This is a genomic window from Pseudomonas sp. lyk4-R2A-8, assembly GCF_030209095.1.
In the GTDB taxonomy this organism is placed as follows: Bacteria; Pseudomonadota; Gammaproteobacteria; order Pseudomonadales; family Pseudomonadaceae; genus Aquipseudomonas; species Aquipseudomonas quebecensis.
Genome location: NZ_JARVSS010000002.1, coordinates 400,004 through 415,414, shown reverse-complemented (window position 1 = coordinate 415,414; position 15,411 = coordinate 400,004). Strand labels below are relative to the sequence as shown.

13 protein-coding genes are annotated in these 15,411 nt (G+C 60.7%); 5 read left to right on the top strand and 8 right to left on the bottom strand.

The window, feature by feature from the left end:
* Positions 1–330: 330 nt before the first annotated feature.
* Complete coding sequence (locus QRN10_RS03135; RefSeq protein WP_266247978.1) at positions 331–804, top strand: type III secretion system chaperone; 474 nt, start codon at positions 331–333, stop codon at positions 802–804.
* Positions 797–1,810 carry a hypothetical protein gene (locus tag QRN10_RS03130; RefSeq protein WP_285427830.1) on the top strand — a complete coding sequence of 338 codons (1,014 nt, stop codon included), beginning with the start codon at positions 797–799 and terminating at the stop codon, positions 1,808–1,810. Before QRN10_RS03135 ends, QRN10_RS03130 begins: the two co-directional genes overlap by 8 nt.
* 63 nt (positions 1,811–1,873) lie before the next feature.
* Here QRN10_RS03130 and QRN10_RS03125 read toward each other — a convergent pair whose 3' ends face one another.
* From QRN10_RS03125 to QRN10_RS03100, 6 genes are all read right to left on the bottom strand, one after another.
* A complete protein-coding gene (locus QRN10_RS03125; RefSeq protein WP_266247982.1) occupies positions 1,874–3,367 on the bottom strand; it encodes a GGDEF domain-containing protein in 1,494 nt (497 codons plus the stop codon).
* Positions 3,368–3,454: 87 nt separating this feature from the next.
* Positions 3,455–4,783 (bottom strand): OprD family porin, encoded by a 1,329-nt coding sequence (locus tag QRN10_RS03120; protein ID WP_285427829.1) that lies wholly within the window; start codon positions 4,781–4,783, stop codon positions 3,455–3,457.
* A gap of 270 nt (positions 4,784–5,053) precedes the next feature.
* Positions 5,054–6,418, bottom strand: a complete 1,365-nt coding sequence (locus tag QRN10_RS03115; RefSeq protein WP_181078535.1) for a heavy metal sensor histidine kinase — start codon at positions 6,416–6,418, stop codon at positions 5,054–5,056.
* On the bottom strand, positions 6,408–7,085 hold the full coding sequence (locus QRN10_RS03110) for a heavy metal response regulator transcription factor (protein WP_181078533.1): 678 nt from the start codon (positions 7,083–7,085) through the stop codon (positions 6,408–6,410). Before QRN10_RS03110 ends, QRN10_RS03115 begins: the two co-directional genes overlap by 11 nt.
* A gap of 9 nt (positions 7,086–7,094) precedes the next feature.
* Positions 7,095–10,190, bottom strand: coding sequence for a multidrug efflux RND transporter permease subunit (locus QRN10_RS03105; RefSeq protein ID WP_266247987.1), 3,096 nt, complete (start codon positions 10,188–10,190; stop codon positions 7,095–7,097).
* Entirely contained in the window at positions 10,187–11,353 is a 1,167-nt protein-coding gene (locus QRN10_RS03100; RefSeq protein ID WP_285427828.1) for an efflux RND transporter periplasmic adaptor subunit, read from the bottom strand. Before QRN10_RS03100 ends, QRN10_RS03105 begins: the two co-directional genes overlap by 4 nt.
* Positions 11,354–11,566: 213 nt before the next feature.
* On the opposite strand from QRN10_RS03100, the gene QRN10_RS03095 reads away from it, so the two are divergent.
* From QRN10_RS03095 to QRN10_RS03085, 3 genes are all read left to right on the top strand, one after another.
* Positions 11,567–11,800 (top strand): hypothetical protein, encoded by a 234-nt coding sequence (locus QRN10_RS03095; protein ID WP_034111815.1) that lies wholly within the window; start codon positions 11,567–11,569, stop codon positions 11,798–11,800.
* A 163-nt stretch (positions 11,801–11,963) separates the two neighbouring features.
* Entirely contained in the window at positions 11,964–12,740 is a 777-nt protein-coding gene (locus QRN10_RS03090; protein WP_266247993.1) for a transporter substrate-binding domain-containing protein, read from the top strand.
* A gap of 131 nt (positions 12,741–12,871) precedes the next feature.
* Positions 12,872–14,041 (top strand): transporter substrate-binding domain-containing protein, encoded by a 1,170-nt coding sequence (locus QRN10_RS03085; RefSeq protein WP_285427827.1) that lies wholly within the window; start codon positions 12,872–12,874, stop codon positions 14,039–14,041.
* 40 nt (positions 14,042–14,081) lie between these two features.
* On the opposite strand, the gene QRN10_RS03080 is transcribed toward QRN10_RS03085, so the two are convergent.
* Complete coding sequence (locus QRN10_RS03080; protein WP_266247996.1) at positions 14,082–14,825, bottom strand: YkgJ family cysteine cluster protein; 744 nt, start codon at positions 14,823–14,825, stop codon at positions 14,082–14,084.
* A 101-nt stretch (positions 14,826–14,926) separates the two neighbouring features.
* Positions 14,927–15,409, bottom strand: coding sequence for a GNAT family N-acetyltransferase (locus tag QRN10_RS03075; protein ID WP_181078522.1), 483 nt, complete (start codon positions 15,407–15,409; stop codon positions 14,927–14,929).
* Positions 15,410–15,411 lie beyond the last annotated feature (2 nt).

Genomic DNA, 15,411 nt, shown 5'->3' with positions numbered 1-15,411 from the left:
TTTAAAGGCTGCCCTCGGGTGGCCTTTTTTTCGTCTCGTAAAAACCTGGGTGGTTATTCAGAAAGGATACGTTCCATTCAGCGTTATAGAATTTTCTGGCAAAGATTTTACATTTTTCCTGAGTCGGAATTTGAGAGTTCCTAGTGTAGTGTTTCCTCCGAAGCTTGGCATGGATGCTCTGATAATGATGTTGGCCAGTTTCGGAGTTATGACTATGTTTTCTATTTTCAAGGCTGTTGGTATCGATATTTTTGTCGGTAGTTACTCGGCATTATTGGCGCAGTGGGTTGTACGCTATGAGTTTCGTGCTTTGGCTGGAGTTTGTAGAGTATGAAAAAAAATGACGCTGTTTTAAAGCTGTTCGGTGATCAGATTGGTCTGCCTGATCTTAAGTTTGATGAGTGCCAGATGTGCCAAATGAAGATAGAAGGCATGAAGTTGGCGATTTATGATAATCGGGCTCAAGGATGTATCAGCCTGATTTGCGAATTTCCCCATGTTGCGATAGATGGTTTGGAAATGGACAGCTGGTACCGCTTGCTATTTGAACGTCAGATGGGTTTCTTGCACGAACATATCCCTGTGGTCGGATTCAATAGTGCATCCACAGCGCTGTTGGCAATGAGCCATATTGTAGAGGGTGATGTGTCGCCTAAACGACTTAGCGAGAAGTTGAATGCCCTTATCGATTGGGTTTTGGAAAGTTCATATATGTTTGACACACGCACTCTGAATTCAGCTCGGGTTATACCTGCCCCGGCCCATCATCAATTCCTTCGTCTCAGTGGTGCTCACTATGCCTAGTATCAGCCAGATCAAGACCCCTGGTTTGATTGATTATGCTAAACACGCCGGAAATGAAGGCGTTTTGCAGGGTAATCATATAGAACGTGTGTTTGCGAAAGCAGACGTGGGAATCGGTAACGGTATCGCTAAACCTTATTCATCAAGCGACCGGCCTACCATGAATGAAGATGTAGCCGCTCGCCAGATAACCAAAGGAATACGCCAATTTATCAGCGGGAAGTCCCACGAGCGGATGATAAAAAATGGAACGCTATGGAACACCGTTCCTGTCTCTTCGGAAAAAACTTATGTCGATGGCCTTTCTAAGACTAACCTGCGCAATCTTCGAAATGAGTTGGGTGAACTAACTCCGGATGAGAAGCAATTTTTGAATAACTATTTCGAAAGTTCGTTATATGCGACGCATAGTACTGGAGCTCCGGTAAAACGCGACGATGGTAGCGTCGGCTTGTTTTCACGTCAAAAATTGATTGATCGTAATATCATTTTTAACACGGAGAACTCTCCCCAAGAAGATATTAAGATTCTCGGCAATGACGATTTTGTATTTTTTGCCTTGGAAGCGGGAGGCGAGCCAAAAAAACCAAGCAGTCGTTTTGGCGGAACTACCTTTCGTTTTGACTTTGAAAGCCCGGCGTTCAAGGATGCTGCGTGGGTGAGTTTGGTAGAAATGAGGTTTGCGCAAACACCGTATCTTGAACGACATATCGAACCGCTGACGCAAGGCGAATTTAAGGATATTTCCAGGCGAAAGCTGGAACCTTTCCAGACCGTATTTTCCGGGGATGACATGAAAGCGGGAATCGGACTGTCGATTATCAAGGATCTGCGCAAGTTACCGCCGGAATCAAGTAAACGTCTGCTGGCGGGCACAGGGGAAGAACATATGAATAAGTTGATTAACGGCTTGTATCGTCCTGAGATAAAAGTTGCGAGGCACTTTTTCTCGGATAGCTACATGGAGGCGGCCGTCAAAAAAGATGATAAGACAGGTAAATTGTAAGTGAGTCAGCCAATACTCTACGGACGTCGATAAAGCTTTCTGCGCTCACTGCGCGCGATCGTCTCAATGGCGGATTGCATCGACTATACGATTACGTCCGCCATGCTTGGCCTCATACAACGCCTGGTCCGCACTAAGCAGCAGCGCTTCCAGGGATTGGCGGTTGCGTTTGTCCCAGGTACTCATGCCGATACTCACGGTAATCGGCCCTTCGCTGCCTGCCGCCCGTGGCAAGCGTTCGACGCTGCTGCGGATGTGCTCGGCGATGACCATCGCGCCCTTGGCGTCGGTATGGGGCAGCACCACCGCGAATTCTTCACCGCCGTAGCGCGCCGCGAGGTCAGCCGGGCGGCGGATATTGTCGCCGATGACCTGGGCCACGGCGCGCAAGGCCTCGTCGCCGCCGCTGTGACCGTGGCGGTCGTTGAAGGCTTTGAAGTGGTCTACGTCAATCATCAGCAGGGTCAGCGCTTCGGTCGAGCGTTGGGCGCGGTCCCATTCCTGGCGCAGGCGTTCGTCCAGGACGCGGCGGTTGGCCAGGCCGGTCAGGGGGTCGGTGGCTGCCAGTTCTGACAGCACTCGCTCCGCGCGATAGCGACGTCGCAGCTCGCGACGCAGCATCCAGGTCAGCCACAGCAAACCGACGCACAGAATGCCGGTGGCACCGCTGGTGAGCAGCGCGGCGCGTTTCCAAGGGGCGAACACATCTTCGCGGGACAACGCCACCACCACAATCAGCGGCAGGTCGCCCACGGTGGTGAATGTATACAGCCGTTCCTTGCCGGTGATGGCCGAGACGGCCTGAAAGCTGCCGCTGCCTTCGCGCAGGATGCGCTTGAAGTTCGGGCGTTCGCTCAGGTCCTTGTCGATCATGTCGCGTTCGAGCAACGGTTGCTGGGCCAGTAGAATGCCGCGATTGTTGAGCAGATTGACGCTGCTGCCGTTGCCGATGGTGAGGGTATTGAACAACTGGTCGAAGTACGCCAGGCGCATGGTCGCCACCGCCACCCCGGTAAACTCGCCATTGGGGCCTGATACGCGGCGGCTGAAGGCCATGCGCCAGACCTGATCGCACTCGCAGTGCACCCTGAACGGCCGGCTGATAAACAGCCCGGCTTGAGGGTTATTCACATGGGCCTGGAAATAGTCGCGGTCGGCAAAATTGCGCGCGGTGGGTTGCAGGGTCGACGAGTCGGCGATCACCGTGCCATTGGCATCGAGCATCAGCACTTCACCCTTGAAGGGCGCGGCGGTTGCCAAGTCAAACTGCAGCAGATGCTGAATGTTCGCATCGACCTTGGCCAGGTCCTCGCGCTGCCTGGCCGCAATCAGCCCCTTGAGAGCCAGGTCGTAGAGCTCGACGTTACGCAGCGCATCGGCGTTGATCAGTTGGGCAATGTTCGTGGTCGAGCGCGTAGCCGCCTGCAGCGTACTGGCATGTTCGCGAACCAGTAAGGCCGCGACGATGATGACGATCAGGACGACGGTCAGGCCGCTGCCCAGGAGCAGCAGCAATTCCGGGTGTGCTGGCGGGGGACGAACACGGCGTTGACTCATCGGGCAGACTTCAGCGAGATAGATGCTGGCAGTTTAGTTCTACCCGATGAAAATTGAATACTCAGCTAAAAAGAAAGATTCGAGCCCTCAAAACACGTCAATCGGATAGTCGACGATCACCCGATATTCATCCACATCACGATCCACCGCCGAATAACCGCGGCCGCCTCGGTGCGTGGCCCATTGCAGGCGCACGGCGAGGTCCTTGGCGTGACCGTCCTGCACTACGTATTTCAGATCGATATCCCGTTCCCAGTGTTCAGCGTCTTTGCCGTCGGCGCTGTACCAGGCGCTGTAGCCACGGCTTTGCGGATCGACCTGGGTCAGATCGGTCTTGCCGCTGATGTAAGACACCGCCGAGGTCAGGCCTGGCATGCCAAGGCCGGCAAAATCATAAGCGTACTTGAGCTTCCACGAGCGCTCATTCGGACCGTTGAAGTCCGAGTATTGCTGGGAATTGTCCAGGTACACGCTGTCGCCCTGGGTGATGTAGTCGAACGGTGTGTTGCCGTTGACCCGCTGATAGGCGGCGGTGACGCTGTGGCTGCCCACGCCCACGGTGAAATGTAGGCTCCAGGTGTTGTTGTCGATGTCGCCCAGCAGGGATTGGCCGGTGTCCTGCGTATGGTAGTAGTGCAGGCCTGGGTTAAGGCTGACGCGGTCGTTCAACGCGTAGGTGTAATCCAGATCGTAGTAGTACTGCTGCCAGACGTCCTTGAGTTGCGACGCATAGAGGTTGCTGGTCACACCCGGCGCAGCGCTGAACGATACACCGGCCCAGTCCAGGTGCTGGCTGTCGTGGTTATCGGGCAAGGCGCCGTAGCTGGTGCCGATGCGCCGGTGGCCGCTCTGGTTATAGAGCTTGGTGAAGCTGGCCTGGCCGCCTTCGAACATCCAGCCGTCCAGGCTGCGGTTGGTCAGGCTGACGCCACGGAAGGTCTGCGGCAGCATGCGCGTCATGCCACCGGCGATCACCGGGTTGTTGAGGAACAGGTCGCCGGCTTTGAGTTCGGTGTCGAAGGCGCGCATTTTCAAGGTGCCGCCGGCGGTGGAGAACGACCCCGGCGCCTTGCCGCTGCCGGTGTCGCTGCCATAGGGAAGGATGCTGGAACCGTCAGTGCCGCCACCGCCGTCAAGCTTGAGACCGAGCATGGCATGGGCGTCCAGGCCGAAACCGAGCGTTCCCGGGGTATAGCCGGACTCGAAGGTGCCGATAAAACCCTGGCCCCATTCCTTGCTGTCATCGGTGTGGATATCACGACGGTCGCGGTTCATGTAGTAGTTGCGGGTGTCGACTGTCAGGTGTGAACCTTCGACGAAACCGTCGACGGGGACGCTGTCCGCCGCGTGAGCGATGGGCGCAATCGTTGCGGTAATCGCGAGGAATAACGGGGTGAACGTCAGCGAGTTCTGCACCGGTGGAGCTCCTTTGGATCAGACGTAAACGGCCGGTGTCGTGGGAAATGCCCGGCCTTTTTTGACGGCAAAAAAAAGCCGCTGAAGGTCAGCGGCTTTAAGACAGATTCCCAGCGTAGAGCCCTGGAAATAAGTCGAGGGAAATTCGGGTAAACGGGGCAGCTGTCTTTGCCGTCGCGCTCATCGATGCGTCAAATTAACGCAGGCGAGCACTGCGAAACAGAGTGTAACAAGATAATGACTGTTGCCCAAACCGCAACAGTCACGCGCTCATACCGGCAGCGTGATACCAAAGGTATTGCCGCGTCTGTCGCTGCGTACAAACACATCCCCGCCGTGCATCAGCGCAATCGCCTTGACGATGGCCAGGCCCAACCCATGGTTCGCGCCGCTGTTACGCCGCGAGGCGTCGACCCGATAGAACCGCTCGAACAGCCGAGGCAGGTGTTCACTGGCGATGGTTTCGCCGGGGTTGGTCACGCCGATGGCGACGTGATGCGCCTGCACCTCGATGTGCACGTCGATGACCTGACCGGGCGCGGTGTGTTGCACGGCGTTGCTCAACAGGTTGATCAGCGCGCGACGCAGGTGGGCTCTCTCGATCTGCACCTGTGCGTCGCCATGGACCTGCACCTGCACCTGGGCGTCTTCGAGGATAAAGTCCAGGTAATCGAGGGTCGTTGCGACCTCGTCGGCCAGGGAGCTTTCGCTCAACTTGGTGGCCTTGGTGCCCTGGTCCGCGCTGGCGAGGAACAACATGTCGTTGACGATCGAACGCAGGCGCTCCAACTCTTCCAGGTTCGACTGCAGCACCTCCAGATAATGCTCGGCCGAGCGCCCGCGCGTCAGCGCCACCTGGGTCTGGCCGATCAGGTTGGTCAAGGGTGAGCGCAGCTCGTGGGCCACGTCGGCATTGAACGACTCCAGGCGCGAATAAGCCTGTTCCACGCGGTCCAGCGTGGCATTGAATGTGTTGACGAACTGCTTGAGCTCCGGCGGCAACGGTGACAACAGCAGGCGGCCGGAGAGTTTCGGCGGCGCCAGTTGGCTGGCCTCGTCCGAGAGCTTGCCCAGCGGCTTGAGGCCGATGCGCGAGACCCAGAACCCCAGCAGCGCCGCCAGCAGCACGCCCACCAGCGCCAGGCTGACCAGCGCCACCAGCAAGTGATGCTGGGTGGCGCGGAAGTTTTCGGTGTCGATGGCGATCATAAAGCGCAGCGGCGGGCGCTGGTCCTTGGCGGCGAACTGGCTGACCAGCACTTTGAGCGGATAACGCTGGCCGGGCAGGTGCAAGTCACGCTTACCGGTGCGTTCAGCGGCGAAGGCGCGAATGCGTGCGTCGGGGTTGCCGTATTCATAGGCCGGGTCGCTGCTGACCACCCAGAAATGAATGCGCTTGTCTTCTTCGCTCAGCAGTTTGAGCTTGTTGGTGATCTTGGCCCAGTGGTCCGGGGTGCCGAAGCGGTTCACCGAGGATTCGAGCACGCTGTAGCGTGCGTCCAGTTCGGCCTCCGGCAGCAGGCCCAGGCCGCGGTCCACTTGCTGGTACAGCGCGCCGCCGATCAGCAGGAAGATCAGCGCCGCCACCAGGGTGAACATGCCGCTCAGGCGCAGCGCAATGGAATCAGCCGGCACTGCGGTTCTCCAGCACATAGCCCATGCCACGGATGGTGTGCAGCAGTTTGTGTTCGAACGGGCCGTCGAGCTTGGCCCGCAGGCGCTTGATCGCCACTTCGACCACGTTGGCATCGCTGTCGAAATTGATGTCCCACACCATCTCCGCAATCGCTGTCTTGGACAGGATCTCGCCCTGGCGGCGCGCCAATACGCTGAGCAGCGAGAATTCCTTGGCGGTGAGATCCAGGCGCAGGCCGTTGCGACTGGCCTTGCGGCTGATCAGGTCTATCCACAAGTCGGCGACGGTCACCTGCACCGGCTCATGCCCGCCACTGCGGCGGGTCAACGCCTGCAGGCGCGCCACCAGTTCGAGAAACGAAAAGGGTTTGCCCAGGTAGTCGTCGGCGCCTTCGCGCAGGCCGCGAATGCGGTCTTCCACGCGCTCGCGGGCGGTGAGCATGATCACCGGGGTCTGCTTGCGCGCGCGTAACGCCCGCAGCACGCCAAAGCCATCGAGGCCCGGCAGCATCACGTCGAGCACGATAACGGCATAGTCGTTCTCCAACGCCAGGTGCAAACCTTCGACACCGTCACGGGCCACGTCGACGGTGTAGCCCTGTTCCGTCAGGCCACGGTGCAGATAGTCCGCGGTTTTTTCTTCATCTTCGATAATCAGGACGCGCATGACCCCGCCTCACTCTGTGGTCGCCAGCGCGGGCGCTGGTGTGGGCCGATGGAACAACTTTTCGAGGTACAAGTATATGACCGGCGTGGTGAACAGGGTCAGTGCCTGGCTCACCAGCAGCCCGCCGACCACCGCGATGCCCAGCGGCTGGCGCAGTTCCGCGCCGGGACCGGCACCCAGCATCAGCGGCACCGCGCCAAGCAGGGCGGCGAGGGTGGTCATGATGATCGGTCGGAACCGCGTGACGCAGGCCTGGTAAATCGCCTCCTGAGGCGCCAGGCCACGCACGCGCTGGGCGTCGAGGGCAAAGTCGATCATCAGGATGCCGTTCTTTTTCACGATGCCGATCAGCAGCACCAGGCCGATCAACGCCATGATCGAAAAGTCCTGGCCCATCAGGGTGAGCATGATCAGCGCGCCGAGGCCGGCCGACGGCAGGGTCGAGATGATCGTCAGCGGATGCACGAAGCTTTCGTACAGCACCCCCAGGATGATGTACACCGCCACCAGCGCCGCAAGGATCAGCCACGGCTGGCTGGCCAGTGAACTCTGGAATGCCTGGGCGGCGCCCTGGAAGCTGCCGATAAGGGTGCTGGGCATGCCGATCTCGGCCTTGGCCTGGTCGAGCATGATCACCGCATCGCCCAGGGCTACGCCGGGTGCCAGGTTGAAGGACAGGTTGGCGGCCGGGAACATGCCGTCATGGCTGATGGATAATGGCCCTACAGTCGGTGGGTCGACCTTGGCCAGCGCCGACAGCGGCACCATTTCGTTGGTCAAGGGGGAGCGCAGGTAGAAATAGTTCAGGCTCTCGGCCTTGCCGCGTTGTTGGCGATCCAGTTCCAGCACCACCTGGTATTGGTTGATCTCGGTCTGGAATTCGTTGATCTGGCGTTGGCCGAAGGCGTCGTACAGCGCCTGGTCGACATCGGTGGCGCTCAGGCCGAATCGTGCGGCGGCCTGCCGGTCGATGCTGATGTGGGTGATGCTGCCGCCCAGTTGCAAGTCGTTGGACAGGTCGCGAAAGGCCGGGTTGGCGCGCAGTTTCTCGGTGAGGCGCTGGGTCCAGGTGTTGAGCGTCGGGCCGTCGTTGCTCTTGAGCACATATTGGTACTGGGCGCGGCTCGGGCCGGAGCTGAGGTTGATATCCTGGCCGGCGCGCAGGTACAGCACAATGCCCGGCACCTTGGCGAGTTTCGCGCGGACGCGGTCGATAAACTGGCTGGCCGACACATCGCGCTCCCCACGCTCTTTCAAGGCGATCCAGAAGCGGCCGTTGGCGATGGTCTGGTTGCTGCCGGTCACCCCCACGGAATGGGAAAACGCCTGTACCGCCGGGTCGTCCTTGATGATCTCGGCCAGGGCCTTGTGTTTGGCGACCATGTCCGGGAAGGACACATCGGCCGCCGCCTCGCTGGTGCCGAGTACGAAGCCGGTGTCCTGCACGGGGAAGAACCCTTTGGGAATAAACACGTAGCCGACCACGGCCAACGCAAGCGTCACGCCGAAGATCGCCAGCATGCTGCGTTGATGGGCCAGGGCACGCCGCAGGTTGCGCGCGTAGCCGGCCAGCAGGCGCTCGCTGAAACCGGGCCTGGCCTGGGTGTGATGGCTGGGCGCGCGCATGAACAACGCGGCCAGGGTCGGTGCCAGGGTCAGGGACACCACCACCGAAATCAGAATGGTCGAGGTAGCGGTGAGCGCGAACTCCTTGAACAGCCGCCCGACCACACCCCCCATGAACAGCAGCGGAATAAACGCCGCCACCAGGGAAAAGCTGATGGACACCACCGTAAAGCCGATCTCGCCGGCGCCCTTGATCGCCGCCGCGCGCTGATCGAGCCCGGCCTCCAGGTGCCGGTGGATGTTCTCCACCACCACGATGGCATCGTCCACCACAAAGCCCACGGCGATCACGATGGCCACCAGGGTCAGGTTATTCAGGCTGAAGCCCATCAGGTACATCAGCGCAAAACTGGCGATCAGCGACACGCCGAGCACGCTGGACACAATCAGCGTGGCCGACAGTTGGCGCAGGAACAGCGCCATCACCGCCACCACCAGCAGGATCGCGATCAGCAAGGTCACTTCCACCTCATGCAGCGAGGCGCGGATGGTTTTGGTGCGGTCGCTCAGCACACTGACCTGCACCGATGCTGGCAACATGGCTTGCAGGCGCGGTAGCTGCGCCTGAATGCGGTCGACGGTCTCGACGATATTCGCGCCAGGCTGGCGCGAGATCACCAGGTTGACCCCGGGGGTGTCCCCGGACCAGGCCTGCACGTAGGCGTTTTCCGAGCCGTTGATGACCTTGGCGATATCGCGCAACTGCACCGGCGCGCCGTTTTTGTAGGACACGATCAATTGAGCGTAGTCCTGTGGCTGGAATAACTGATCATTGGTCGACAGGGTCGACACGCTGTTATCACCGTAGATCGCCCCCTTGGCCAGGTTCAGGCTCGACTGCTGAATGGCCAGGCGGATATCGGCAAGCGTCAGACCGATGGCCGCGAGTTTGTCGGGCGAAGCCTGCACGCGAATCGCCGGACGTTGCTGGCCGGTGATGTTGATCTGACCGACGCCATCGATCTGGCTGATCTGCCGGGCCAGCAGGGTTTCCACGTAGTCGCTCAGTTCGGTGCTGGGCATGCTGTCGGAGCTGACACTGAGGATCAGCACCGGGCTGTCCGCCGGGTTGACCTTCTTCCAGGTCGGCAGGCTCGGCATATCGCTGGGCAGCTTGCCGGACGCGGTGTTGATCGCCGCCTGCACTTCCTGGGCGGCAGTGTCGATGCTTTTGTCGAGGGTGAATTGCAGGGTCAGCAGGGTGGAGCCCAAGGCGCTGCTGGAGGTCATCTGAGTCACGCCGGGGATGGCGCTGAATTGCACTTCCAACGGTGTGGCCACCGACGAGGCCATCGTGTCGGGGCTGGCGCCGGGCAACTGCGCGGTGACTTGGATCGTCGGAAATTCCGCTTCCGGCAGTGGCGCAATGGCCAGGCGCGGGAAGGCAATCAGCCCGAGCAGCACCAGGGCGAAAGTCAGCAGCAACGTGGCGACCGGGTGGTCGACGCACCAGGCCGACGGCGAGCGGCTGCCGCTCATGGCTGCACCGTGGCGTCGACGGTCTGGATCGCCTGGGGCGGCTCCTTGAGCACCTCGACCCGCGCACCGGCCTTGAGCCGCGACTGACCGTCGCTGACCAGCACATCCCCGGCCTGCACACCGGTGATCAGGCTGAGGTCGCTGTTCTGATACGTCACCTGTACCGGCACCACTTCGGCCTTGTCACCGTTGACCCGGTACACAAAGTGCGAATCCAGGCCACGCTGCACGACGGTCGGCGGCACCACCAGGGCGTTTCTATCGAGGGCGGTCTGGATCTTGACGGTCACCAGTTGGCCGGGCCAGAGACGCTGGGCGGCGTTGCTGAACTCGGCCTTGGCGCGCAGGGTGCCGGTGGTGGAGCTGACCTGGTTGTCGATCAGGCTCAGGTGGCCCCGGCCCAGTAAATCGCCAGTCTGGCCGTCGGTGTCGGCACCCAGATAGGCGTCAACACTGGCTTTTTCCGGAGCGGCGATCAGGCCTTGCAGGGTCGGCAGCATCTGCTGCGGCAGGGAAAATTCCACGGCGATCGGGTCGATCTGCGTCACGGAAAACAGCCCCTGGGCATCGCTGCTGCGCAGGAAGTTGCCTTCATCCACCGTGCGAATACCGACGCGACCACTGACCGGCGAGCGAATCTGCGTGTAGGACAACTGCACTTGAGCCGAATCAATCGCCGCCTGGTTGCCCTGGGCGCTGGCCTTGAGCTGGTTGACCAGGGCTTGCTGCTGGTCATAGGTCTGCTTGGACACACCGTCGTCGACGCTCAATGCCTTGTAGCGCTTGAGGTTGACCTGCGCCACCTGCAACTGGGCCTGGCTCTCGCCCAGTTGGGCCCTGGCCTGGTCGAGGCCGGCGCGGATCGAACGATCATCGAGGGTGGCCAGCAGGTCGCCGGCCTTGACCCACTGGCCTTCCTTGACCAGCAACCGGGTGAGAATGCCATCCACCTGCGGGCGTACCACCACACTGTGCAGCGACAGCACCGTGCCGATGCCGCTGACAAAGCGCGGCACATCCTGCCGGGCCACGCTTACCACGCGTACCGGAATCGCGCTGGGTGCCGCCAGCCGAGGCTTGGCCGGGCGGGTCACGGCCCAGAGAACAACCGCGGAAACCACTAGGACTGCCGCGATCAGGGCGGTTTTTCGCTGAATGTGCATGGGCAGGGGGCCGGGACAGAGGAGTGGAATAGGTAGCGGCCTTTATAGCCCGCCAACCCGGTCAGCACGGTGACGGCTAACTGACAGGGCTGTCAGCAAACGCCGACCATTCGTACAGGCGGTGGTTAAAGAACCGGGGCGGGCAGGTATACTGCGCGCCAGCGTGGCCGGCAAGCGGTCTCGCTTCATTTTTCTGCACGCTCCGGAGCTTCCATGAATTCCCCGACACAATCCCCCGTTGAAGCGGCCGACCTCGCCGATCCGGCCAGCGCCGAAGGCGTTGAAAAGGCCGAGATCCCGGCGTTCAAGTTTCCCTTCAAACCGGGTGAACTTGCCGGAGCCAAGAACGCCGCGCAGCCCTGGTACAAGAACGGCGCCAAGAACGGCCACACCAAGACTCCCGGAATGGCCCCGCCCGGCACGCGTCGCTCCATGGGTAAACGCTGAGTGTAATTACCGTTTAATCGTGATGGCATTTGCCTACAAGCTCTGCTGATATTTCTGCTTGTAGGATCAAGTCCGTTTCTAGAAAGCTTGCCTGCCTTTGCTGCGCCCGTGCATACCGGGCGAGGGGCGATGAGGCTGGTTTCTCTGGAAAAGGATGTTTCCCGTGGCTCTGATACACCTCTGTGTAGCGCTCGCCCTGTTGCTTTCGGTGGATGCCGTCGCGGCCGCCGACCCACCGCGTCAAGAAGTCCGATTTGCCGTCGCCGCGCTGTTCCCCCCGTTCCAGAGCCGCGACCCACAAGGGCAACTGGTCGGTCTGAATATCGAACTGGGTAATGCCCTCTGCGTGCAAATGCATGTGCGGTGTACCTGGGTCGACCAGGTACAGGTGGAAAACTTCCGCGCCCTGGATGCCCGGCGCTTCGACGCCATCATGGGGATCGCGCCCACCTCGGAACGCCGGCGATGGGCGAACTTCACCGATCTGCTCTACCCCTTCACCACCCGCCTGGTCGCGCGCAAGGCTTCCGGCCTGCTGCCCACCGCCAAGTCGCTCAAGGGCAAGCGGGTAGGGGTATTGCTGGGCAGCAATCGTGAGGCGTTCGCCCGTTCCAAATGGGCGCCGAAGGGCGTCATTATCAAAAGTTTCTGGCTCAACACCGACTTGGTCCACGGCCTGCTGGCGGGCGAACTCGACGCGACGTTGCAGGGCACCGTGGAAATTCGCGAGGCCCTGCTCGACACCGACGAAGGCCAGGCCTTCGACTTCCTGGGCCCGGCCGTTTCCGCCGAGCTGTTGGGCGATGGTGTGGCAATCGCGGTGCGCAAGCCTGATACCGCGTTGCGTCATGCGCTCAACCTAGCGCTTGAACAGTTGAAGCAGAACGGTGAGTACCAGCGGATCGTCGCGCCCTATCGCCTGGAAATTCCGAGATTTTAGGGTTTTTCCTACAGCATTACAGGATGAGTGCCGGGCGATTATGCGAGGAGTCCTGCTAAATCTACTGGGGTAGTCGGTGCGGCCATTGATAGGCGCCCGAAAGCCCTCTTATTTTTTGCAAGGACTGAATCATGATCCTGACACGACTGATGTTGGCGCTGGCTTTATGCACGATGACCGGTGTGTTGTGCTCCACGGCTTACGCGAAGGAAAAACGATCACAAGTCATACGGTTTGGCGTCGAGCCTCTGGTACCGCCTTTTGAAAGTCGCAACGCCAAAGGCGAGCTGGTGGGGTTGAATATAGAACTGGGCAACGCACTGTGCGCCCAACTCAAAAGGCGTTGCGAGTGGGTCGACCAGAGCTACGCCACCAATCTGGCGGCGCTTGAAGCCGGCCGCTTTGACGCGATCATGCCCATGTCCTCCACCCCCGCGCGGCGCAAGCAGATCGATTTCACCGATAACCTGTACCCGCTCGAAACCAGGCTGGTGGCGCGACGCGACCTGGCCCTGCAGCCTGATCTGAAGGTACTGCAGGGCCGCCGCATCGGCGTGCTGGCCGGTACCAGTCGGGAGGCCTACGCATTGGCGCGCTGGGCCCCCCATGGGGTCGAGGTGAAGACGTTCAAGCTCAACGCGCAGTTGATCGAGAGCCTGCGCAAGGGCGAGATTGATGCAACGTTGCAGGACAGCATCGAAATCTCGCAAGCCTTGTTGAAAACTGCGCAAGGTGTGGATTTCGCGTTTGCCGGGCCCGCCATCAAGGATGAAATGCTCGGCACCGGGGTTGCCATCGGCCTGCGCAAAACCGACCCTGAACTGCGTGACGCGTTGAACCAGGCCTTGCAACGACTCAAGGACAACGGCCAGCACGCCGCTATTACGGGACGTTATCTCGCCGCCGCGCCAGCGCCCCAGCGCCCTGTACTCCAACCTCTGGGCTTCTCTCCCGCCGACGCAGGCCTACCGTTTTCGCAAACGGTGCGGGCCGGGTCCTTGCTGTTTCTGTCGGGCTTGCTGGGTTTGGACAGCGCTGGCAAGCGCGTACCCGGTGGAATAGAAGCGGAAACCGCCAGGGCCTTGGAGAGCATGCGCACGATTCTCAAGGACAAGGGATTGTCGATGGAACGCGTTGTCAAGTGCACCGTGATCCTCGCCGATATCAACGATTTCGCCGCCATGAACAAAGTCTATAGCCGCTACTTCCCGGCGAATCATCTGCCCGCCCGAACCGCGTTCGCTGCCGGTCGGCTGCTACTGGATGCGCGCATCGAAATAGAGTGCGTCGCCAGCTATTGAGGGCGCCAATCAACACCGCGCGGATGGGCGGCGCGTCGCATCACGCCGCCCGCAGCGGAATAAATGTGTAATTGGCCGGCACCTCGGTGGCGATCTGCGCGCCGGCGTCCAGCAGTTGTTCGGCGATGTCCGGGCCGGACACCTGGAACACCCACTCACTGGCCGCAGAGGGGTGGGCCATCGCCAGCTCGATGGCCTGGGCGAATGCGCCCATGTCCGGCAGGTAGGCGGTGAAGCCATCGCCCTTGAGCGCCGTGGTGCGAATGCCCAGCAGGGCGCAGACCGCCTCCTTGGTTTGCACGTCGTCGCGGTCGGCCTGGCGTGATTGCTGGATCAACTGCGCGAGTTCCCGATCGACCAATTCGCCCCCGACGATCAGTGCCGGGCCCTGTTCCCAGGACTCCGGCGGGCAGTCCTTGGCCGCGGGGTTCAACGGGATGTGTGGGTTGATCTCCATCGGGTAGATGCGACAGACCAGCGGGCGCCGTTCATAGATGCGGCACAGGTTGTCTTCGTCAAGATTCCGGCAGCGTCCGGCGTTGTAGGCGGCGAAGGTAATCGCCACGAACGCCTCTGCTGTGCCGCTGGGGACTACCACCGAACGCCGTTCGGCGTGCTCGCGCTGTTGCACGGGCAACCCCAGGCCGTTGCCGAGAAAGCCCTCCACCAGAACGATGACGTTACCGCCGTCCGCCGCCCACATACGGGCTTCGTCGAGGGTCAGGGGCACGTGGTGGTCACTGCAGCATTTGCCGCAACCGACGCAGGAAAAATGAGTGTTCATGGCAGGCTGTCACCAGGCTAGGTCAGAGGGCATGCAACGGCGGTGACGGGTTTTTACCTCTGTTCACCGCAATACCGCTCTGGAAGCAAGTTATGCGCCAGTCATTCTTCGCTGACCACATCGCGCATGACAAACAGCATGCCCGCACTTTCATACAGTCGCCGGGCACGCAGGTTGGTTTCCAGCACCTTGAGGTCCACATAGGGCTCGCCGCGTTGCTTGAACACCTGGAACGCGTGCAGCAACAAGGCGCGACCCAGCCCCTGACCCTGGGCGCAGGGGTGCACGGACAGGTTCTTGATAAACGCGCTGGTCCAGCACTGGGCCACGCCCAGAATGCCCGTCTCGTTGCTGGCGACCAGGCACAGGGTGGGGTCGAACTCGGCATCGGTGACAAACCGGTCCTGCCAGGTGTGCAGATCAGGTACGCGGCCACCGCCCTGTTCCTGAGTCAGGCGCAATACCGCATGAATCGCCGGGGCCAGCTCATCGCGGTAATGATCCAACTGCGTACCGGCCGGCCACTGCGGCGCGGGCAGGCTCCCGGTGAGGGGGCGGCGCAGCAGCTGAAAATATGCAGCCATGG